The organism is Pilosibacter sp. NGB245, from assembly GCF_057397225.1.
On sequence record NZ_CM171584.1, the window covers coordinates 2795094 to 2816122 of the forward strand.

The following is a 21029-nucleotide window of genomic DNA, read 5'->3' on the forward strand; positions in this document are numbered from 1 at the left end:
TCCCTGAAAAAAGCCTGTGAATGCAGGCTTTTTTCATTTACGCGAACAACAGGCCAAAGTATGCGCTTACGCGAGACCTTGGCGACTGCCGCGATAACAAGAGGACATTCACGAAGCATGTTTTCACTTGTCTATGAGCGCCGGTCTCCCTGCCGCTATACAAATTTTCACATTTTTCACGACAGTATATGAGCCTCGCCCATGCGCTGTAACAGAATAAATATAATGTATTATTAACATTTAATGGTAAAATTTGTTATTTTTCATTCGACAACAATCATTTTACATTCCGCATGATTCATGCTATAATAATCAAATGAACGGAGAAGCCGCACCAACTTCTCCCAAAAACTTTCTTCTCATTATATTTTACAACGCGATATAAAAGAAACACAGCCGCCCGGAACGATAATTGGGGTATCGTCCGTGGCGGCTGTGTTCGTATAAAGATATAGCCGACATTTTCTATGTATACAAAGACCCTGAATGATCCCATTTTGCAGGAACAGCCAGGGCCTTTCTTTTTTTATTTCTCTCCGTTCAGTTCTTTCTTATAGACCTCAATGACTTTCTTCATCGCATCCGCACCCGGAGCTCCGATTGTCACACGTTTCTCCACGCAGGTCTTCATGGAGATCGCATCGTAGATATCTTCCTCAAATACCGGGCTGATCGACTTGAACTGCTCTAAAGTCAGATCGTCAAGCGCCTTGTTCTCATCGATGCAGAGAAGGACCAGCTGTCCGATAATTCCATGTGCATCGCGGAACGGAACACCGTGGTTTACAAGGTAGTCCGCAGCGTCTGTCGCGTTTGTGAAGCCGTTCTTTGCGCTCGCCTCCATCACATCCTTGCGGAAGGTCATCGTGGATACCATTCCTGTGAAGAGTAAGAGGCAACCCTTTACGGTATCGATCGCGTCGAAGGTCAGCTCCTTGTCCTCCTGGAGGTCTTTATCGTAAGCCAGCGGGATTCCCTTCATGACCGTCAGCATGGACATCAGAGCGCCGTAGACACGCCCGGCCTTTCCGCGAATCAGCTCAGCGATATCCGGATTCTTCTTCTGCGGCATGATGCTGCTTCCGGTGCTGTAGGAATCATCCATCTCCACGAAGCGGTACTCATTGCTGTTCCAGATGATGATCTCCTCGGAGAAACGGCTCAGATGCATTGCGATCGTGGAGAGCGCAGCCAGGAGCTCGATCAGGTAATCACGGTCGGATACGGAATCCATGCTGTTTAAGGTCGGTCCGTCAAAGCCGAGAAGCTCTGCAGTGTACTCACGGTCCAGCGGATAAGTTGTCCCTGCAAGAGCGCCGGATCCCAGCGGGCAGTAATTCATGCGCTTTCTGATATCAGCGAGGCGTCCTCTGTCACGGCGGAACATCTCATAATATGCGCCGACATGGTGCGCCAGTGTTACCGGCTGTGCCTTCTGAAGGTGGGTAAAGCCCGGCATGTAAGTATGAAGATTGTCCTCCATGAGCTTTAAGAGGACCTCAAGAAGTCCCTTTAAAAGTCCGTCCATCTCGTCGATCTCGTCTCGCGTGTAGAGCTTCATATCGAGAGCAACCTGGTCGTTTCTGCTGCGGCCGGTGTGGAGTCTCTTTCCTGCATCCCCGATCCGCTCGATCAGGTTCGCCTCAACGAAAGAGTGGATATCCTCGGACTCCGTTGTGATCTTTAAGGTTCCGTTGTCGATGTCCTCGCGGATGCTCTTTAAGCCTGCGATGATCGCGTCACGGTCCTCTTCTGTGAGGATCCCCTGTTTTGCGAGCATCGTCACATGCGCGATGCTGCCCGCGATATCCTGTCTGTAAAATTTCTGATCGAAGGAGATGGACTCATTAAAGTTATGTACTAACTGGTTTTCTTTCTTCGTAAATCTTCCGCCCCAAAGTTTCATAGCTGTTCCTCCGTTGTCTCTTTTCTATTATTTATAGTGTCTGTCAGATCTTCATCATCGAGATCCGGAATCTCTTCAAATTCCGGTTCTTCATCAGGATCTTCTTCCTCTTCCTGCTGCATGTTCCGGATCTGTTTCATTCTCTTTCTCGCTTCCCGGCGATCCATCTCCCTGCGCAAAAACCACAGAAGGATCAGGATCACGATGGATCCGCCTGAGATCAGACCGCCGGTCTTTAAGCCCTCCGGGAAATAGGAGAAGTTGATCACATGATCGCCGGCGCTCACATCGATAGCCAGGAATGCACCGAACGCCTTTCTCGTCTCCACCTTCTCACCATCCACTTTTACGGTCCATCCCTTATCAAACGGGATCGAGGTGAAAAGCATTCCCGCTTTCGCCGCACTCACGGTTCCGGAAAGTTTCGTATCTTTCCAGCTCGTCAGATGCATCGGGGACTGGTTCAGCCGGTCATAGACCTGGATCATCGCGTTCTCTGAGAACCGGTAGGCGATCGCATTTAACTGTTCGCCGGCCTCATCCGCCGTGAGCTTCACTTCTGCGCCCGGAGCCAGAGTTCCAAGCTCCAGAAGATATCCGCGGTCCACGTTGCTGAAGGATTTCTGTCCGGTCGGCAGTTCCGCCTTCACAGTCTTTACCTTCTTGTTCATGACGAACACATAATATTCGCCCGTCTCATCCGGTGTGAATGTGAAGGTGTTTTTATTCACCGTTCCGCCGGCATCCACCAGAACTTCATCCGCCCCGGAAACCAGGCAGAGATCATTCTGGACCTCCGCAGGATTATCCATCTCATACTGCCAGTTTTCCTCGATATCTGAAGGAAGGACAAAGCCGAGCGGCAGTGTGTAGAGATTTTCATAGAGATATGTTCCGCCGCTCTCCCTCAGATACATCATGAGCTCCGTGTTGGAGACTGCCTCGGAACAGAGTGCATATTTCACAGAAAAAATGCTGTCGACAAGCGGCGTGCTTCCAGTGATGCTGTAAGCATTTGTGGACGATTCACATCCAAGCTTCTTAAAAAACTTCGAGAGATCCGCGTTCGCCGTTGAGGAAAACAGGGATACTGACGGAAAGTTCATCCATGCCCCGTCATTCTTCGTCTTTCTCGTCTTTTTCTCCACCCGGTAGAAATCCGATGCCGGCTGCAGGGAATCCTTTAAGATCCGTACCTCCTCATTGTCGCTGGTGTAGGACTCACGGCTCGTTGTCGTCACACTCGTCACCGACATGTTGATCGAAGCCTCAACTGCGACCAGCGTCAGTGCCAGGAATCCGCACACCGTCCGCTTTCCGTCCTTATAGAGATACATCAGTCCGGCATAAGCCGCCAGGAAGATGATTGCCACATAGTAGACGATAAAGTGGAAATGTTCCTGTGTCACCAGCTTTTCCGCCAGCAGGACAAAGCACGCGCTCCCCCAGAAGGCGATCGCGATATGCTTTTTCGGCGTCTCATCCAGATACATATACGCCCGGAAGCAGATAAACAGCATCAGGAAGATGTAGATGAAGGACTGTCTGCATGGAAGGCTGTTCGGATAGTGGAATCCATGCCAGATAAAATTCAGCGCATTGATGGAAAAGCTCGCAAAAAAGATCAGGAGCAGTCCGCAGTAGACGGCTTTCTCCTTCACTGCGATCTTCTTACATGCGAGATACATCAAAAAGAAGAGGAATACCGCGACACCGCAGTAGATATTCGGCCAGTGGTCAAGACCGATCTCCGTCTCCACATTTCCGATATGGCGGGCGATCATGTCAAAGATCGGGAAATACGAGCTCCACGCCTTCGGGAAGTCAAAATCACCGGACGCCGTGCTCTGCAGCGCATAGATCTCCGGAAGCAGGATTCCTGCTGCCAGTCCGCCTGAGAGCAGCGAGTAAATTCCAAACCGGACGCAGCTGTCCACGTATTTTCTCACCGGCCCCGGCTTTTCCATGATCAGCAGTGCGATAAAATAAAGCACCAGGAACAGGCAGGTCATGATCGAGATATAGTAGTTTGAGAGGATCGAAAGTCCGAGCGTCACACAGTAAAGCATGCCTTTCTGCTCTTTCACGAGTCTCTCAAGGCCGTATACGATCAGTGGGAACAGAAGAATGCAGTCCAGCCACATGATGTTCCAGCTGTACGCCGCCATGTATCCGGACAGGGCATAAAAGATCCCGAAGAACCCAACCCCCAGGATACAGTTCTGGCTGTGTTTCTTTAAATACCAGGCAAAGCTCAGCCCCGAAAGTCCGATCTTCAGAACAATCATGATCGTCATAAATTCGATGATAAACTTCTTCGGGCAGAGCAGGATCAGCCAGTTTAACGGGCTGGCCAGGTAGTAGGCATACAGCGCCGCGAAATTGACGCCCATTCCCACATCCCAGCTGTAAAGGAGACTTCCGCCGGTCCGCAGCTTATACTGGAACTCCGAAAAGAACGGGGCGTACTGGTGATACATATCTGTTCTCAGAAAGCACCTCTCCCCGAATGGAAAGATCCCCCTCTGAACGAAAATGCAGATCATGACGAGCACCGGGACAAAGAAGGCGATCAGAAGACCATCCCTCGGCTTTAAAAACGGCGTTGTCTGCCGCTTTTTCCTTCGATTTTCCGGACGATCCGCAGTTGGCTCATCCGGGATCGTATCGATTTCTTTTATTTCTGTCATAAAGTAAAAACTCCTCCGGCTTCATCAGCCTGTAATCATTTTTGCTTTTTCATACTCCCAACATCCGCCGGGCAGACATCGTAGATCATTTCTTTTTATCTCCTGTAAAGATCAGGATCTTGCTGAACACATAATTCAGAACAACGACCACCACGGAGATCAGCAGCTTGCAGATAAAAAACTCCATCTTCATGAGATCCACCATGATAAACAGCGCTGCCAGGTTAAATAAAAATGTCGCGATCCGGCATAAAATGAACGAGACAAATTCCTTCCATACCTTCGCCGGGTTTAAGGTGTGGCTTTCAAACACCCACCATTTGTTCGTCACAAATGCGAACAATACGGCTGCCACCCAGGCGATTGTCTGGGCCGGGACCGGATCCATCTTCCACATATAATATAGAAGATTCGAGATCGCGTAGTCGATCACCGTCGTCAGGACTCCGAAGATCAGATAAGCGATCCCTTCCCTGGCGAGACCGGACTTTTTTGTCCCCGTTTTCTGTCCGCTCTCCGGCTTCTCATTTTTTTCATTCATAAATATTTCCGTCCTTTTCCGGAATCATCGTTTTCAAAACGTTCCTCCGATTTTTTCAGGATTTCCCTATCATATTCGATAGTCTTTTTCATTTTAGTATACCAACGCAAAAAAGTAAAGGACTGACAGCCGAATTTCTAGCTGTCAGTCCTTCTTTTGTTACTTTTCACGGGTAGGAATTTTCTGAACTGAAAATTCCGTATGATACCGTTATGGTTGCGGATTTTGCCGATTCGGAATGCGAAGCATCGGCAAAATCCTGTTACAGGGCGCGGGCATGGAGTGCCCGTGTACTGTAACCTTCTTTTAAAGCGATTTGGAATGGATTTTGCTCGTAACTTGCCATGCATCCGAATGGAAGCTCCGTGGGAGGTTCCTGTAGGTATCCGGCTGCTGAACAGTTACGACGTTTTATTCTGCGAGCAGCTTCTCAACACTCACAAGTTTTACGCACACGCAGAAGATCTCTGCCGCCTGTCTGAGGTCATCCAGGGATGGGAAGGACGGCGCGATCCTGATATTGGAGTCGTGCGGATCTTTTCCGTATGGGTAAGTCGCTCCGGCACCGGTCATCACAACACCGGCCTCTTTGCACTTCGCAACGATCGCTTTCGCGCATCCGTCAAGAGAGTCGAAGGAGACAAAATATCCGCCGTTCGGTTTTGTCCACTTCCCGATCTCCAGACCGCCAAGTTCCTCATTTAAGATCTCATCGACTGCCTCAAATTTTGGTCTGAGGATCTCAGCGTGCTTAGCCATCTGCGCTTTTAAACCATCGATATTTTTAAAGAAGCGGACATGACGGAGCTGGTTGATCTTGTCATGGCTGATCATCTGGACATTCATCTGCTTCTTCAGCGCATCGATATTTGCCTTTGAAGTAGCGATCGCGGAGATTCCAGAGCCTGGGAAGCTGATCTTTGAAGTCGAACCGAATTTATATACCATGTCCGGATTTCCTGCTTTTTCACACTCAGAAAGAATGTCGAGGACATGATCCGGGTGATCCGGGTGCAGATGATGAACACAGTATGCGTTGTCCCAGTAGATACGGAAATCTTTCGCAGCCGGTTTCAGGTTTGCAAATCTTCTCACAGTCTCATCTGAGTAAGACTCACCGCTCGGGTTCGCATAGAGCGGAACGCACCAGATTCCCTTCACACTCTCGTCATTATTTACATATTTTTCAACAAGATCCATATCCGGACCTTCACCTGTCATCGGAATGTTGATCATCTCGATCCCGAAGTATTCCGTGATCGCGAAATGTCTGTCATATCCCGGGACCGGGCAGAGGAATTTCACCTTGTCAAGTCTGCACCACGGCGTACTTCCGCATACCCCGTGCGTCCAGGAACGGCTCACGGTATCGAACATCAGTGTCAGACTCGCGTTTCCGTACATCACGATATTCTCGGCCGGCGAGTCCATCATCGCACCCATGAGCTCTTTCGCCTCCTGGATCCCGGTCAGGACTCCGTAGTTTCTCACATCACCGTCCGATGTCATATAATCACTGCTGCTGTTTAAAACGTCCATCATAGGAAGAGAAAGGTCCAGCTGCTCTTTGCATGGCTTTCCCCGCGCCATATTCAGGCTAAGATTTTTTCCCTGATACTCCTTATACAGCGCTTCCAGCTGCTCCTTTAAAGACGCAAGTTCCTGTTTTGACATTTCGCGATATGGTTTCATGTCAGTTTCCTCCTCATGATTCAACGATATATTTCAGATTATCTTTTCCCTGAGTACTTATTATAATTCATTAAAACCAATATTTCAACTTATAAAATAAAGTTTTGCTTCTGTTTTTTTATTTTTTTGAACCTGACCCCATAAAAATCTTAGTCATTGCCGCCTGCAGCAGCTCCCTGTTCCCCGTCTTCAGCTCTTTCCGTGCTTCGGTCCGCGCTCCGCGAAGCAACTCCTGACCGTCTCATTGACTTTTCTTTAACAATAACGTATTATAATAAGATATAGGATGATGATTCCATCTGCTTCGAATTCTGAAAAGGAGAATGGCTTTATGACAAATAATATGCGGACGCGCGATATCCGGCGAATGATCCTGATCGGACTGATCGTTGCTCTCGTGTCCCAGCTTTACTGGAATATCTTTATAAATAATTTCCGGATCTCTTCTTCCGTGATCATACTGCCCGTTCTTCTGATGACACTTGGAAAAAGTCTTTCCACACCGCTCACCTGCGCTGTGACCGCAGTCATCGTGTTCTTCTTCCGCCTGTTTCCGGCGCTCCACAGCGGGACCAGTCTCCTCGTCTCAGCGAAAAGTGTTTTTCCGAATGCGATCTTCTATTTCTGCTACGGCATTATTTTCGCAGCCATGGTCCCGGGAAAACATACCGTCTCCTACAGCCGCCTGTTTCCGGCCGTTTTTTTTGCTGATTTCGGTTCCAACCTGGTAGAACTGTGCATTTCCGAGAGTATGTCACACTCCATGACTCCGGACAAGGCAGGATATCTCTTCCTGATCGCACTGTTCCGTACCTTTCTTGCCGGTCTGATCCTGATGGCGGAAGGTCACTACCGGACACTCTTAAAAAACGAAGAGCACGAGAACCGTTACCGCCGTCTTTTCCTTATGACAACAGGACTGAAAAATGAGATCTACTTCATGCGGAAAAATTCTGAAGAGATCGAATCCGTCATGGCAAACGCATATAAATTGTATGAGAAATTAAATGAAATGGATGTGCCGGAAGACATGAAACATATGTCTCTTGCTATCGCCCGCGATGTCCACGAGATCAAAAAGGATTATATCCGCATCATCCAGGGCATCGAGGAAGAAATTTCCGAAGAATATGACGAAAAGCAGATGAGCTTTCAGGATATCTTAAAGATCCTTGAAGACACAACTTACCATATTCTGGAAAATAAGAATGTCCATATTCAGCTGGAATTCCAGTGTTCCGATAATTTTATGACCGAAGAACACTATGAGCTGATGGCCGTTCTCAAAAATCTCGTGAATAACGCCATCGAGGCGATCGAATCTGACCGGAAATTCGGAATGATCTACATTGAGGAACATCTGACCGACGGAAATTATGTTTTCCGCGTCACCGATGATGGTCCGGGAATCTCCCCCCGTCATCTTCCGAACATCTTCAAGATGGGCTACTCGACAAAATTTGACCAGAAAACAGGAAACATTTTCCGCGGTGTCGGCCTCTATGGCGTAAAAATGACTGTGGAAGAACAATTTAAAGGAAGCATCGACGTTGAATCGGAGCAGGGGATCGGAACCTCCTTCACCATCACGATTCCGGCCACTTCCCTTGTGGAGGAAACATTATGAGAATCTATATTGTAGAGGATGATCTGTCCGTCATCAATATTTTAGAGGACATCATCGAGACACAGGATCTCGGGGAAATCTGCGGAGACTGCGGCGGGGAACCGGCAAATCTCGCAGACGTGCTGCGCGCCAAGCCGGATGTCATCCTCGTCGACTTTTTCATGCCCGTTAAGGACGGTGTAGAATTCGTAAAGGAACTGCGCGCCGTCAACACCTCGATCAAGTGCATCATGATCTCCCAGGTATCTGCCAAAGAGCTGATCAGCAAAGCCTACAGCGCAGGAGTCGACTTCTTTATCAGCAAACCGATCAATCTCATTGAAGTCCGTTCCGTCTTAAAAAATGTAGAACAGCAGATCACCAACGAACGTACACTCGCAAACATCCGCCGCATGTTCATGAACGAGATCGAACATCCTGCCAAAGATGACAAGCCGAAAGCCGACAACTACGGCCGGAAATTAAAGTACATCTTAAACCGCATCGGCATGTCCGGCGAAAAAGGATGCCCGGATATCATAAAGATCTGCGAATATCTCCACGACAACCACATTCCAGTCTCCAACCTGAGCGTTGCCCAGATGTGTGAGGCTGTCAGCGACTCGCCGAAAAACATGGAGCAGCGCGTCCGCAGGACGATCGCGGCCGGAATGTCCAACATTGCCCACATGGGGATCGAGGATTTCATGAACGAGACCTACACTCTCTACTCCGGAACTTTATTCTCCTTCGAGGACGTAAAAGCGGAGATGGACTATCTCCGGGGAAAACGCACATCCGGCGGCAAGGTCAGCATCAAAAAATTCATCGACGGGCTGATGCTGGAAGCCGAACGATAGTTTTTCATGATCCAGGTACATCTTCCGCAAAAACGGATCGTACCTGGTTTTTTCTATTTCTGATGCGTCTCTTCATTCCTCGGAAATCCACATCCGGAACAATTCCCTTTCCATCTTCACATTCCTTATATTGGAATTTTTCACATATTTTACCTTGTTGTGTATAAAAATATTGTTAAGGAATTACAAATTTTGTTAAGTAATTTTTGTAACTTTTTGTAACTTTGTGAAGTTTTTTGAAGGGACATGCTTATACTCTGTACATAAAAGGTATGGAGGTATAAAAACTATGTTACAAATCGAGCTCAACATGTATCAAGCAGTTGCAGTTGCTGCACTGGTTCTGCTTCTTGGACGTTTCCTTGTAAGCAAGATCCCATTCTTAACAAAATACTGTATTCCTGAACCGGTTGTCGGCGGCGTTGTTTACGCTGTTGTTCACCTGATTTTAAGATCCGCAGGGATCCTCGAAATCTCTTTCGACAACACATTACAGTCCTTCTTCATGACTGTATTCTTCTGTAGCGTTGGTTACACCGCATGTTTCCGTCTCTTAAAGAAGGGCGGCGTTCAGGTACTCTTATTCCTGTTAGTTTCCATTATCATGGTTGCTCTTCAGAATGGTCTTGGCGCTGTACTTGCCGGTGCTTTCCATCTCGACCCGAGACTTGGTCTTGCGGTTGGTTCCATCCCGATGGTCGGCGGACATGGTACCGCAGGCGCATTCGGACCGGTTCTTGAGGAAGCCGGTGTCGTAGGCGCTAACGCGGTTGCGATCGCATCCGCAACCTTCGGTCTTGTTGCCGGCTGTGTGATCGGCGGACCGCTCGCTTACCGTCGTATCCATTCCCTGAACTTAAAGTCCACAGAGACTGCTACCGGCAGTGATGAGGTTAAAGTTGATAAGAACGAAGTTACCGGCGCGATCGATTCCAGAAGATTCCTGGACGGCGCATTATACCTTGCAATCGCAATCGGTGCCGGCACGATCGTTTCTTTATTCCTTAACAAGTTAATGACATTCCCGAGCTACATCGGAGCAATGGTTGTTGCTGCTATCATCCGTAACGTTGTTGACGCAACCCACAAAGATATGCCGATGGAAGAGATCAGCACGATCGGAAGCTTCTCTCTTTCCTTATTCCTTGGTCTCGCAATGATGGGATTAAAGTTATGGCAGCTTGCAGAGCTTGCACTTCCGATGATCGTAATGCTTGCGGCACAGACAGTTCTCATGGCATTCTTCGCTTACTTCGTAGTATTCAACCTTCTCGGAAAGAGCTACGACGCAGCCGTTATGACATCCGGCTTCTGTGGATTTGGTATGGGTGCTACACCGAACGCTATGGCAAACATGCAGGCGATCACCGCAAAGTATGGTCCGGCTCCGACCGCATACTTCGTAGTGCCGTTAGTAGGAAGTCTGTTCATCGATTTCTTCAATGCACTTATTATTACGACATTTATGAACTTCCTGTAAGATCCAATTTGGGATCATAGATTGTAACTCTTGAAAAAGGGCCCGCACCGGAATCCTGGGGTATGTTCCGATGGCTGGGCCCTTTTTCCTGTCTGAAATTTAATTATAAATTTTTCTGAGAGACCAGGATCTCTTCTTATCTTCCTGAAAACAACTCTATCCCATCGATCATCTGCAGTTCTTCTCTCACACACTGAAAAAATCTTCGGATCTGATCATCCATCCGGTTCTCTTTTGTGAGTCCATAGATCGTCATGTCCTCCGGTCCGCCTTCCATCGGACAGATCCACACGTCTTGTCTCTTGAATCGCCTTGCAACAAGAAGTGGGATCACCGCCCATTTTTTTCCATTCAGAAAATATTCCAGAAATTCCATCTTATCCGCTGTGAGACTCGGATTTGCATCCGGCAGAAACCATCGGCTGTGCCAGATATCATATTCCGGATTCCACGGCAGCCGGATCTGTTCTTCCGGATCCAGCATATCCGGAGTCACTCTCCCTGTTTCTCTCCAGCTCTCACCACCGGCAAACACAAACGGCTCCCTGAACACAGGGAACGGAACTATTCTTCTGGAATTTAAAAGATCCGAGACCAGAGCCACATCAACACTTCCATTTTCCACATACCCATAAATGTCAGAAGAACGCCCCGTCTTAAATTCAATGCTGCAGGTGTCCCGATCGGACATCATTTTTTTTAATACAGCCGGCATCAGATAAAAAGCAATGCTGTTCACTGTGCTGACCCGCAGAAGCGGACTTTTCTTTCTTCTCGGTATCTCCTCCGCCTCCCTGTAAAGTGTCAACAGGCGTTCCGCGACCGGAACGAATTCTTTTCCATTCTCTGTAAGTTCCACACTTCTCTGACCGCGTCCACGTTCAAAAAGGCTGTATCCCAGTTCCTCTTCCATCGATTTCATTCTGCGGCTCATAGCCGGCTGTGTGATAAAAAGCCGTTCTGCCGCTGCTGAGATACTGCCGTACTGGAGAACTGCCAGGAATGCCTCCAACTCCGTTTTTGTCATAATGATCTCCGTTTTCTCCGATTTTCTTTACTGCAAATATTTTATCCTGTTCAAAATATATCATTTTGATTATATTTTACTTTTTAATTATTCATTTTTCAATTAATATTTTCTGTGATACACTGATTTCTGTGAAGGTACTGAACCATCAGATTTGGCACCAGCCGGAGCAGCGCATAGAATTTGGAGTACGCAGTGCGGAATATCCGGTATCAGAAGATTATATTTCAGGAGTACATAACCATGAACCAGACCTCTTTACTTTCCGGCAATATCCGACAGCAGATCTTAACCCTCGCCGTTCCACTGCTGCTTGGAAACATTTTACAACAGCTTTACAACACTGCCGACTCACTGATCGTGGGCAGATTCCTCGGTACCAACGCCTTTGCCTCTGTGGGAATATCCGGCAGTCTTATGAACCTTTTTATCTTCATTCTCGACGGCTTCTGCACCGGGATCACGGTAATCCTCGGTCAGTTCTACGGAAGCGGTGACAGAAAAAAATACCGCGAGGAAGTCTTCACCGCCCTTCTTCTCGGCATGATCATCGCCCTTATCATCAGCGGTGTGTGTATCGTCTTTCTGGATCCGATCTTAAACCTGATCCACACCCCGGACGAACTCATTCCTTACGCTGAATCCTACCTTTTCATTATCCTCGCAGGGCTTCCTTTTACCTGCCTTTATAACCTTTTATCCGGAATTCTGCGGTCTATCGGCAACACCAGAACTGCCCTTTCTTTTCTCGCTGCCGCCATCACAGTGAACATCGCTCTGGACTTTCTCTTTATCGGCATTCTGAGACTTGGAACCGGAGGTGCTGCCGCGGCCACGATCCTGTCACAGTTTTTCTCCGCAATCTGCTGTTTTCTGTATCTGCGGGATACTTATCCGGGACTGCTCTGCCGCAGAGAAGATATTGGTGCTCATAAGGATCTTATGATCCACACCCTGCGCTACGGTCTCATCTCAGCGCTTCAGGCCTCCAGCCTGTATATCGGAAAGATTCTCGTTCAGGGCAGTGTCAATACACTCGGAACACCGGGAATCGCCGCCTATACAGCAGCGACCCGCATTGAGGGATTCGCGAATTCCTTCGGTGACAGCGGAGGAAATGCGGTCTCCGTCATGGTCTCCCAGAATCTTGGGGCCGGAAATCATGACCGGGTGAAAAAAAGTCTATTTTGGGGGTTGATGTTAAACTGGACGGTCTGTGTGGTAATCTCCCTTTTCATGTTCTTTGGTTCCGATCCTGCACTCCGGCTGTTTTTGAGTTCTTCAGACGAACTGGCTCTCTATTACGGAAACAGTTATATAAGGCTGATTTCTGTTTTCTATATATTCTGCTTTACAGGAAGTGCTTACATGGGATACTTTAAAGGACAGGGTTACATGGTCATCGCCTTCTGCGGAACAACCCTACACATTATTTTCCGTGCGATCTGTTCCGCCATCATGATCGGAAAGATGGGGCTCACCGCGGTTGCTCTCTTTTCCGGTCTCGGCTGGATACTCTGTGTGACATTCCTGACGGTCAATTTTATCCGGATCGCAGGGCAAAACTCAAACATTCCATCCTCCCATGATCCGAACTGACGCTGAGTCCTTGTTCCCGTGCAGGGAGGCAGACAAGTTCTGAACTGAAAATGTTGTATAATACAGTGGCCGTGGCAGAATCGTATCATTTCCCCTTGCATTCTCTCTCCTGCAGTGCTATAATGTTCAATATCTTGATAAATATTTAATTTTTGAACATCATAGGAGGTTTCAAATTATGAGTTCCAAAAATTCCGAAACACCATTAAAAGATCGGATCGACTGGATCACTGTGATCGTACCGTTTCTTGCGATCCTGGCGCTCTGCGTCTGCTTTATCATGATGCCGGACGCGTCAAAGAGCGTTCTCGACACGATCCGCTTTATCCTAGGCGACACCTTCGGCCTGTTCTACCTGGCAGTCGGCCTCTTCGTCTTCCTGCTCTCCCTGTTTCTGGCTTTCTCCAGGTTTGGAAATATCCGCCTCGGAAAGCCGGATGAGAAGCCGAAATACCCGCTCTTCGTGTGGGCCAGCATGATGTTCACCTCCGGCCTCGCCGCTGACATCCTGTTCTACTCCTTCTGTGAGTGGATCCTCTACGCCAACGACCCGCATATTTCCGAGATGGGCTCTATGCAGACCTGGTCCAGCACCTACCCGCTCTTCCACTGGGGTCCGATCCCGTGGGCGTTCTACCTGGTGCTCGCCGTGTGCTTCGGCTTCATGCTTCATGTCCGCGGATGCCATAAGCAGAAATACTCTGAGGCATGCCGCGCACTTCTCGGAAACAAAGTCGATGGACTCCCGGGAAAACTGATCGATCTCCTCGCCCTCTTCGCCCTGCTCGCAGGGACAACGACGACCTTCGCACTGGCAACTCCGTTAATGTCCCAGGTCCTCACGACCCTGTTCCATCTTCCGTCCTCGAAATGGATCACGATCGCGATCCTGGCCGTCACCTGCGTCTTTTATACATACGCCCTGCTGCACGGCATGAAGGGGATCTCCCTGCTTGCAAAGTCCTGCATGTATCTGTTCTTTGCCCTGCTCGCATATGTGCTGTTCCTCGGCGGAGAGACACGGTATATTCTGGAGACAGGCTTTGCGGCTGTCGGAAATCTTGCTCAGAATTTCCTCGGCCTCGCAACCTTCACAGATCCGCAGCGGACCACTTCCTTTCCGCAGACATGGACGATCTTCTACTGGGCCTACTGGATGGTGTGGTGCGTGGCATCTCCGTTCTTTATCGGATCCATCTCCCGCGGAAGAACGGTGCGGCAGACGATCCTCGGCGGATATGCCTGCAGCGTCAGCGCTACATTCTTAAGCTTTATCATTTTAGGAAACTACAGTCTCGGACTTCAGGTAAGCGGAAAGTTAGACGTTATGGCGATCTATGCCGCCGGCAGCGATCTCTACACAACGATCATCGCCATCATCCAGACACTGCCGCTTGCACCGTTTGTCCTTGTGCTTTTAATCGTTGCCATGGTGGCCTTCTATGCTACCAGCTTTGACTCCATCGCCCTTGTAGCCTCCTCCTACACATACCGCCAGATCACCGGTGACGAGGAGCCGCACAATGCAGTAAAAGCCTTCTGGGCGATCCTGTTGATCCTGCTGCCCATGGCACTTGTATTTTCCGACAGCTCCATGGCAAACCTGCAGAGTGTCTCCATCATTGCAGCGTTTCCGGTAGCGTTTGTGATCCTGCTGATCATCGCAAGCTTCTTAAAGGACGCGTCGGATTACCTGAAATCATAAAATAGGAACTACGAAACGTACGGATCGATCACTTTCATCATAAAGTTTGATCCGTACTTTTTTCTTAAACAATTTGTAATTCCCCTGCCACACATTTACCACAAGTTGAAGGGAAAATACCATTGTCGTAAATCGGAATTCTGATATAATAGAATATGTAAACAATTTAAAAATTTTCAGCAGCCGTGAAAACAACGATCTGGCTGCTGTTACAATTTCTATGAGGAGGAAAATTAAATGAGAAAGAAAAATTTCTGCCTGGCAGTACTTTCCGCATCCGCAGTTCTCGCTCTGGGTGCTTCATTCAGTTCTTTTGCTGCCTGGAAGTCCGTAAACAGTGAATGGGTCTATACTGACAATAACGGCAACAACGTGACAAGCGCATGGAGAACCGACAACGGCGAATCCTATTACCTCGGTGAGGACGGCTATATGATCCGCAACACTCTTCTTGAGGACAACGGAAACTACTACTACTTAAGAAACGGCGGCCAGATGTTAAAGAACGGCTGGCGCTTCCTTGAGAACCCGAGCTGGCAGGGCGATGATAAAGTCGGCGACGCAAGCTGGTACTACTTCGATAACAATGGACGTGCGCTCCGCACGACCGGTGACAGCGTAAAGATCGCTGATATCGGCGGAAAGAAATTTGCGTTTGATATGTACGGAAGAATGCTCACAGGCTGGATCACAGCTGCAGGTGAGAATATCTCCGATGATTCCGACTGGGCAACGGCTACATACTACGGTGACGCAGAAGGCGACGGAAGCCTCGTTACAAACGCATGGGTATACATCAGCGTTAAGGACGATGACAACGAGGACGATAACGAGCCGACTTACCACTTCTACTTCGCTTCCAACGGTAAGAAGACTGTCAGCACAGAGAAGACCATCGGCAATGTAAAATACACCTTCGATGACAGAGGTGTCGCTCAGGATTCCTGGGTACACAACAGCGACAAGGGTACATGGAAATATTATGGTGACGAAGAGGAACCGAAGCTTCATACCGGTTGGTTTGAGGCTGTTCCGTCCAAAGAGTTAAACAGCGATGACCACGAAAACGGTACGACTCATTGGTATTATGCGAACTCCAAGGGTGAGATCACTATTCCTACTGCCGACGGCGAAGTTGGAGTCGTTAAAACAATTGATGGAAAATCCTACTTATTCAATTCGGACGGAGAGATGGTCACGGGATTGAGAATTCTTACATACGATGGTTCCAAAATCACCAATATTTCTTCTGAGGTAGACACTGCTGATACTGTCAAGAATATGAATTCTGACACGATGAAACTTGTTTACTTCGAGTCCAACGGTGCTGCCAAAACAGGTACCACAACGATCACTCTTGATGGAACTTCCTACACCTTCAGTTTTAAGTCTAATGGTTCCCCGAGAGGTGTTGGCGAAACCGGTATCTCTGATGGTTACATCTATCAAAATGGTTTACGTCTGACAGCAGATGAAGACACAAAATACGGCGTTGTTACTTACAAAAACGAGTCCTACGTTGTAAATGAAAAAGGTTCTATCCAGAAAAACAAGAAGAACCTGAAAGACGCTGATGAGACTTACTATTGCACAAACGCAAAGGGTATCTTACTCCACTCCAGTACTGAAAAGTGTACTACAAAGCACTAATCACTCCTGAGCTTCAAGAGCACCTTCTCCATCATGGAGAGGGTGCTCTTTTTTATTTCCACGTCTTTTGTTTCTATATTTATTCCAGCATTTTTCTGTCTCTCACACTTCTTCCTGCTGCATAATAATCTCTTTTCGACTCATTTCCGCCACAGATTCCTCAAGGTTTCACCACAAAGTATTCACAGCTTAATCACATTTCACTGATATACTTATTTTATCAAAAGGAAAACATAACCAACCAAAAAATTCAGGAGGTTTCACTATGAAAAAGAAGATTATGACTCTCGTGCTTACTGCAGCAATGGCTGCTTCTATGGGAATGACCGCTTTTGCAGGACAGTGGGTTCAGAACACGACCGGCTGGTGGTGGCAGAAAGACAACGGTTCCTACCCGGTATCCCAGTGGAAATGGCTTGACGGAAATAAGGACGGGATCTACGAGTGCTATGCTTTCGATTCCAACGGATATATCTATACGAATACAACAACTCCAGACGGCTACACCGTCAATGCGGATGGTGCCTGGACGATCGGCAACTCTGTACAGTTAAAGTACCAGAAAGATATGGACAGCCAGAATAACTCCGGCAACGCTTCTGATAACAACCAGAGTACTTCCTCCGACGATTCCATCGTCTACACAAACGAGGATATGGTCGGAACCTTCATGACAAATGACGAGAACAGAGAAGATTACTTCGAGCTCATGGTCGGTGCAGGAGATTCCATCGCAGCTTTCTACTATGACAACGACGGTGACACCCATATCTACAATTTTGCGAAATCCAGTGATACAAAATATCGTGACTCCTCCAATTCCCGCAATATGACGATCGTGGACTACGATACTATTATTGTAAACGATAAGACCTACATCAGAGAATAAGCCTACCACTATTTGTGATACCTTCATAAAAATTTCATACTCCCAAAAATCCGGTTCAGATCCTGAGTCGGATTTTTACGTTTTATGTTTCTCCTATAAGTGCCCTTTTTAACAATAATCAGCAAGAATTCTCCCACCTCTATAGGTGGTGAGATGAATTGCTATCTCTTGCATAGTGCCATAGTTGGCATGTAAATATCAGATTATTGCACATAGCTGTGCTGTGTATTGTAAACTTCTCATATATTGATTTTTGTAGTCGTGCTATATCATCAATCCTGCATACAATGAATAAGCCTGAAGGAAAAATAGATTGCAGATCAAACAGAACAAATGTTCTGAAATATAATAGACAAATGATCTCATTTGTGATATAATTAAATCAGTCGAAATAGAAAGAAAGGCTGATAAATATGAGAGAACTCGACAATAATGCACATTCAGTATTTTTACTCTGTTATCATCTGATCCTGGTTGTAAAGTACCGGAAAAAGGTCCTGAATGATCCGATCTCGGGTCGCGCACGAGAAATCTTTGAATATATCGCGCCCAAATATCATATCACCCTGGAAGAGTGGAATCACGATGAGGACCATGTCCATATCATGTTCCGTGCCCATCCGAAGTCGGAACTCAGTAAATTTATCAATGCCTATAAAAGTGCCAGCAGCCGTCTGATCAAAAAAGAGTATCCGGAGATCCGGCAGAAGCTCTGGAAGGAAATGTTCTGGAGTCAGAGCTTCTGCCTCCTGAGTGCCGGCGGAGCTCCGATCGAAGTGATCCGTCAGTACATCGAGACACAGGGGGAGAAAAAACATGAACGTAGTATACCGGTTTCGGATCTATCCCAATAAAATACAGCAGGAACTGTTTGCAAAAACATTTGGATGTGTCAGGTTTATATATAACCGAATGCTGGCAGAAAAGAAGGAATGCTATGAAAAGACCGGAAAAAACCTGAAGGTCACTCCGGCAAAATATAAGGCAGAATTTCCATGGCTAAAAGAAGTGGACAGCCTTGCTCTGTGCAATGCCCAGCTGCATCTGCAGACTGCTTATAAAAACTTTTTCCGGGATCCATCGTTTGGATTTCCAAAATTCAAGTCAAAAAAGAATCCTGTTAAAAGCTATACCACAAACAGTGTAAATGGAAATATCCTGTTAAAAGATGGGAAGCTGAAGCTCCCAAAGGCAGGCTGGATCCGGATCCGGCAGCATCGTAAGATCCGGGAAGATGCCTGCTTGAAAGGTGCATCCGTCTGTCTGGAAGCTGATGGGCGGTATTATGTTTCTCTTCTGTATTTTTGTGAAGAAAAGCCGGTGGAAATAAGGAACATAAGGCAGGCCGTCGGACTAGATTTTTCCATGAAAGAACTATATGTAGATTCCAATGGAAAACATGTAGGTTATCCGCACTATTTCAGAAACAGCGAGGAAAAACTGGCGAAAGCGCAGAGAAAACTGAGTCATTGCCGGAAGGGGAGCAATCGTTACAAAAAACAACAGAAAAAAGTGGCGCGGATCCATACACATATCGCTCACCAGAGAAAAGATTACTTGCATAAAGAATCAAGAAAGATAACCAATTTCTATGATATCGTATGTATCGAAGATCTGGATCTGAAGACGATGAGCGGGGAACATCATTTTGGAAAAAGTGTTCATGACAACGGTTGGAGAATGTTCACAGATTTTTTGCAGTATAAACTGGAACGGGAAGGGAAGAAGCTTGTCCGCATCGACCGCTGGTATCCCAGTTCCAGAACATGCAGCTGTTGTGGAAAAATAAAACATGATCTGAAACTGGAAGAGCGGGTATATCTTTGTAACTGCGGAAACCGGATGGACCGTGATGAAAATGCGGCGGTCAACATCTGCCGGGAAGGGCTGAGAATATCCGGGATCATATTGGAAAAGAGCGAAAAAGCATCATAAAAAGATATCAGTCCAAAAGAACCGTGGGACACACGGGGATCGCTCGTGAATGCTTTGCCCAACGGGGGAATCGAACGAGAAGCCCCCACTTCAAGCGTGAGCTAAGTGGTGGGAGTATGTCACTTTACAGGAACCTCCAGGGAATTTCCTAAAAAAAGTACGCCAGACAATGAATTTCTCCATCATCTGACGCACTTTCTTAATCTGATTCCTTTTTGATCTATCACCGGCTGCCCGGCCATTCCATCGTTTCGTATGGATCTGTTTCCGTCCATCCGTCATTCTTCCGGATCTATTCTACGTCCTGTCCGCCCTTCACCTGCGGCCGTCCAAGGCTCTCCCACTTCAGGTAGGCGCTGATAAATCCGTCGAGTCCGCCGTCGAGCACCGCATTTACGTTTCCGCTCTCAAATCCGGTCCGGTGGTCTTTTACCATCGTGTATGGCTGGAGTACATAGGAACGGATCTGGCTTCCCCATCCGATATCTTTGATATCGCCGCGGATGTCGGAGAGCTTCTCTGCATTTGCCTGCTGCTTTAACATATACAGTTTCGCTTTCAGCATCTGCATTGCCTTGTCCTTATTCTGGAACTGGGAACGCTCATTCTGACACTGGACAACAACGCCGGTCGGGATATGGGTGATACGGACTGCAGATGACGTCTTGTTGATGTGCTGTCCGCCGGCACCGCTGGAACGGTAGGTATCGATCCGCAGGTCATCCGGGTTGATCTCGATATCCAGATCTTCCTCGATATCCGGCATAACATCACAGGATACGAAGGAGGTCTGTCTCTTTCCGTTCGCGTTGAACGGAGAAATTCTTACGAGACGATGAACGCCGCGCTCGGACTTTAAGTAGCCGAAAGCATTCTCACCGTTAATCTGGATCGTTACCGACTTAATACCGGCTTCCTCACCGTCGAGGAAATCGAGGACCTCGACCTGATAGCCTTTTCTCTCTGCCCAGCGGCAGTACATGCGGTATAACATGCTGCACCAGTCGCAGGACTCGGTTCCGCCCGCTCCGGCATTCAGTCTTAAGATCGCATTGTTATTGTCATATTCTCCGGTCAGAAGTGTGCGCAGACGAAGTGCATCGAGCTCAGAAGTGAACTCGTCGAGCATCTCCTGGATCTCCGGAATGATCGCCGGGTCATTCTCCTCGTACCCCATCTCGATCATCAGTCCGATCTCCTCATACTGATTCTGGAGCTTGTTGTACTCTGCGACCGTGTCCTTTAAGTTTTTCGCTTCTTTCACGAGTCTCGTAGATTTCTCTGCATCCTCCCAGAAGCTCGGCTCTTCCATGGTCTTGTCCAACTCATCGATCCTTCTGATCTTTGCCTCCAGATTCAGGGAATCACGAACCTCCTTTAACGGAGTTTCATATGTGGACAAGGTGTATTTAAACTGGTCTAACTCAACCATTGACTCTGTCCTTTCTT

The 21029-nt window shown here is 47.6% G+C and carries 15 protein-coding genes; 9 read left to right on the forward strand and 6 right to left on the reverse strand.

All coding sequences use genetic code 11. The annotated features are described in order from the left end of the window. Window positions 1-526 precede the first annotated feature (526 nt). From argH to ACXMYH_RS12475, 4 genes are all read right to left on the reverse strand, one after another. Window positions 527-1906, reverse strand: coding sequence for an argininosuccinate lyase (argH, locus tag ACXMYH_RS12460; RefSeq protein ID WP_405581107.1), 1380 nt, complete (start codon window positions 1904-1906; stop codon window positions 527-529). Next, entirely contained in the window at window positions 1903-4596 is a 2694-nt protein-coding gene (locus ACXMYH_RS12465) for a YfhO family protein (RefSeq protein ID WP_405581104.1), read from the reverse strand. The genes argH and ACXMYH_RS12465 overlap by 4 nt, the downstream gene beginning before the upstream one ends. An 85-nt stretch (window positions 4597-4681) precedes the next feature. Continuing rightward, window positions 4682-5137, reverse strand: coding sequence for a GtrA family protein (locus tag ACXMYH_RS12470; RefSeq protein WP_215703215.1), 456 nt, complete (start codon window positions 5135-5137; stop codon window positions 4682-4684). 411 nt (window positions 5138-5548) lie between these two features. Continuing rightward, on the reverse strand, window positions 5549-6829 hold the full coding sequence (locus ACXMYH_RS12475) for an aspartate aminotransferase type Ic (protein WP_405581101.1): 1281 nt from the start codon (window positions 6827-6829) through the stop codon (window positions 5549-5551). A 331-nt stretch (window positions 6830-7160) separates the two neighbouring features. Here ACXMYH_RS12475 and ACXMYH_RS12480 point away from each other — a divergent pair, with 331 nt between their 5' ends. The 3 genes from ACXMYH_RS12480 to gltS all read left to right on the forward strand — a co-directional run bounded on the left by ACXMYH_RS12480 (window position 7161) and on the right by gltS (window position 10775). Continuing rightward, window positions 7161-8456: an ATP-binding protein gene (locus ACXMYH_RS12480; RefSeq protein WP_405581098.1), complete on the forward strand. Its 1296-nt coding sequence runs from the start codon at window positions 7161-7163 to the stop codon at window positions 8454-8456. Beyond that, window positions 8453-9295 (forward strand): response regulator, encoded by an 843-nt coding sequence (locus tag ACXMYH_RS12485; RefSeq protein WP_142412291.1) that lies wholly within the window; start codon window positions 8453-8455, stop codon window positions 9293-9295. The genes ACXMYH_RS12480 and ACXMYH_RS12485 overlap by 4 nt, the downstream gene beginning before the upstream one ends. A gap of 289 nt (window positions 9296-9584) precedes the next feature. Further along, complete coding sequence (gltS, locus tag ACXMYH_RS12490; RefSeq protein ID WP_215703213.1) at window positions 9585-10775, forward strand: sodium/glutamate symporter; 1191 nt, start codon at window positions 9585-9587, stop codon at window positions 10773-10775. A gap of 136 nt (window positions 10776-10911) precedes the next feature. Here gltS and ACXMYH_RS12495 read toward each other — a convergent pair whose 3' ends face one another. Then, window positions 10912-11802: a LysR family transcriptional regulator gene (locus ACXMYH_RS12495; RefSeq protein ID WP_405581090.1), complete on the reverse strand. Its 891-nt coding sequence runs from the start codon at window positions 11800-11802 to the stop codon at window positions 10912-10914. Window positions 11803-12045: 243 nt separating this feature from the next. Between ACXMYH_RS12495 and ACXMYH_RS12500 the strand changes: the two genes are divergently transcribed. The 6 genes from ACXMYH_RS12500 to ACXMYH_RS12525 all read left to right on the forward strand — a co-directional run bounded on the left by ACXMYH_RS12500 (window position 12046) and on the right by ACXMYH_RS12525 (window position 19580). Next, on the forward strand, window positions 12046-13401 hold the full coding sequence (locus tag ACXMYH_RS12500) for an MATE family efflux transporter (protein ID WP_486555003.1): 1356 nt from the start codon (window positions 12046-12048) through the stop codon (window positions 13399-13401). A gap of 178 nt (window positions 13402-13579) precedes the next feature. Beyond that, a complete protein-coding gene (locus tag ACXMYH_RS12505; RefSeq protein WP_215703210.1) occupies window positions 13580-15106 on the forward strand; it encodes a BCCT family transporter in 1527 nt (508 codons plus the stop codon). A 237-nt stretch (window positions 15107-15343) separates the two neighbouring features. After that, window positions 15344-16756, forward strand: a complete 1413-nt coding sequence (locus ACXMYH_RS12510; protein ID WP_486555004.1) for a hypothetical protein — start codon at window positions 15344-15346, stop codon at window positions 16754-16756. A 265-nt stretch (window positions 16757-17021) separates the two neighbouring features. Beyond that, window positions 17022-17645, forward strand: a complete 624-nt coding sequence (locus tag ACXMYH_RS12515) for a hypothetical protein (protein ID WP_486555005.1) — start codon at window positions 17022-17024, stop codon at window positions 17643-17645. Window positions 17646-18058: 413 nt separating this feature from the next. Continuing rightward, complete coding sequence (gene tnpA / locus ACXMYH_RS12520; RefSeq protein WP_142411559.1) at window positions 18059-18499, forward strand: IS200/IS605 family transposase; 441 nt, start codon at window positions 18059-18061, stop codon at window positions 18497-18499. Beyond that, on the forward strand, window positions 18462-19580 hold the full coding sequence (locus ACXMYH_RS12525; protein ID WP_486555006.1) for an RNA-guided endonuclease TnpB family protein: 1119 nt from the start codon (window positions 18462-18464) through the stop codon (window positions 19578-19580). The genes tnpA and ACXMYH_RS12525 overlap by 38 nt, the downstream gene beginning before the upstream one ends. 292 nt (window positions 19581-19872) lie before the next feature. On the opposite strand, the gene prfB is transcribed toward ACXMYH_RS12525, so the two are convergent. Further along, complete coding sequence (gene prfB / locus ACXMYH_RS12530; protein WP_118299253.1) at window positions 19873-21012, reverse strand: peptide chain release factor 2; 1140 nt, start codon at window positions 21010-21012, stop codon at window positions 19873-19875. Between the last annotated feature and the right edge of the window lie 17 nt (window positions 21013-21029).

Coding starts and splice junctions, on each gene's coding strand:
- argH (WP_405581107.1), bottom strand. CDS start 1,906: ATGAAACTTTGGGGCGGAAGATTTACGAAGAAAGAAAACCAGTTAGTA.
- ACXMYH_RS12465 (WP_405581104.1), bottom strand. CDS start 4,596: ATGACAGAAATAAAAGAAATCGATACGATCCCGGATGAGCCAACTGCG.
- ACXMYH_RS12470 (WP_215703215.1), bottom strand. CDS start 5,137: ATGAATGAAAAAAATGAGAAGCCGGAGAGCGGACAGAAAACGGGGACA.
- ACXMYH_RS12475 (WP_405581101.1), bottom strand. CDS start 6,829: ATGAAACCATATCGCGAAATGTCAAAACAGGAACTTGCGTCTTTAAAG.
- ACXMYH_RS12480 (WP_405581098.1), top strand. CDS start 7,161: ATGACAAATAATATGCGGACGCGCGATATCCGGCGAATGATCCTGATC.
- ACXMYH_RS12485 (WP_142412291.1), top strand. CDS start 8,453: ATGAGAATCTATATTGTAGAGGATGATCTGTCCGTCATCAATATTTTA.
- gltS (WP_215703213.1), top strand. CDS start 9,585: ATGTTACAAATCGAGCTCAACATGTATCAAGCAGTTGCAGTTGCTGCA.
- ACXMYH_RS12495 (WP_405581090.1), bottom strand. CDS start 11,802: ATGACAAAAACGGAGTTGGAGGCATTCCTGGCAGTTCTCCAGTACGGC.
- ACXMYH_RS12500 (WP_486555003.1), top strand. CDS start 12,046: ATGAACCAGACCTCTTTACTTTCCGGCAATATCCGACAGCAGATCTTA.
- ACXMYH_RS12505 (WP_215703210.1), top strand. CDS start 13,580: ATGAGTTCCAAAAATTCCGAAACACCATTAAAAGATCGGATCGACTGG.
- ACXMYH_RS12510 (WP_486555004.1), top strand. CDS start 15,344: ATGAGAAAGAAAAATTTCTGCCTGGCAGTACTTTCCGCATCCGCAGTT.
- ACXMYH_RS12515 (WP_486555005.1), top strand. CDS start 17,022: ATGAAAAAGAAGATTATGACTCTCGTGCTTACTGCAGCAATGGCTGCT.
- tnpA (WP_142411559.1), top strand. CDS start 18,059: ATGAGAGAACTCGACAATAATGCACATTCAGTATTTTTACTCTGTTAT.
- ACXMYH_RS12525 (WP_486555006.1), top strand. CDS start 18,462: ATGAACGTAGTATACCGGTTTCGGATCTATCCCAATAAAATACAGCAG.
- prfB (WP_118299253.1), bottom strand. CDS start 21,012: ATGGTTGAGTTAGACCAGTTTAAATACACCTTGTCCACATATGAAACT.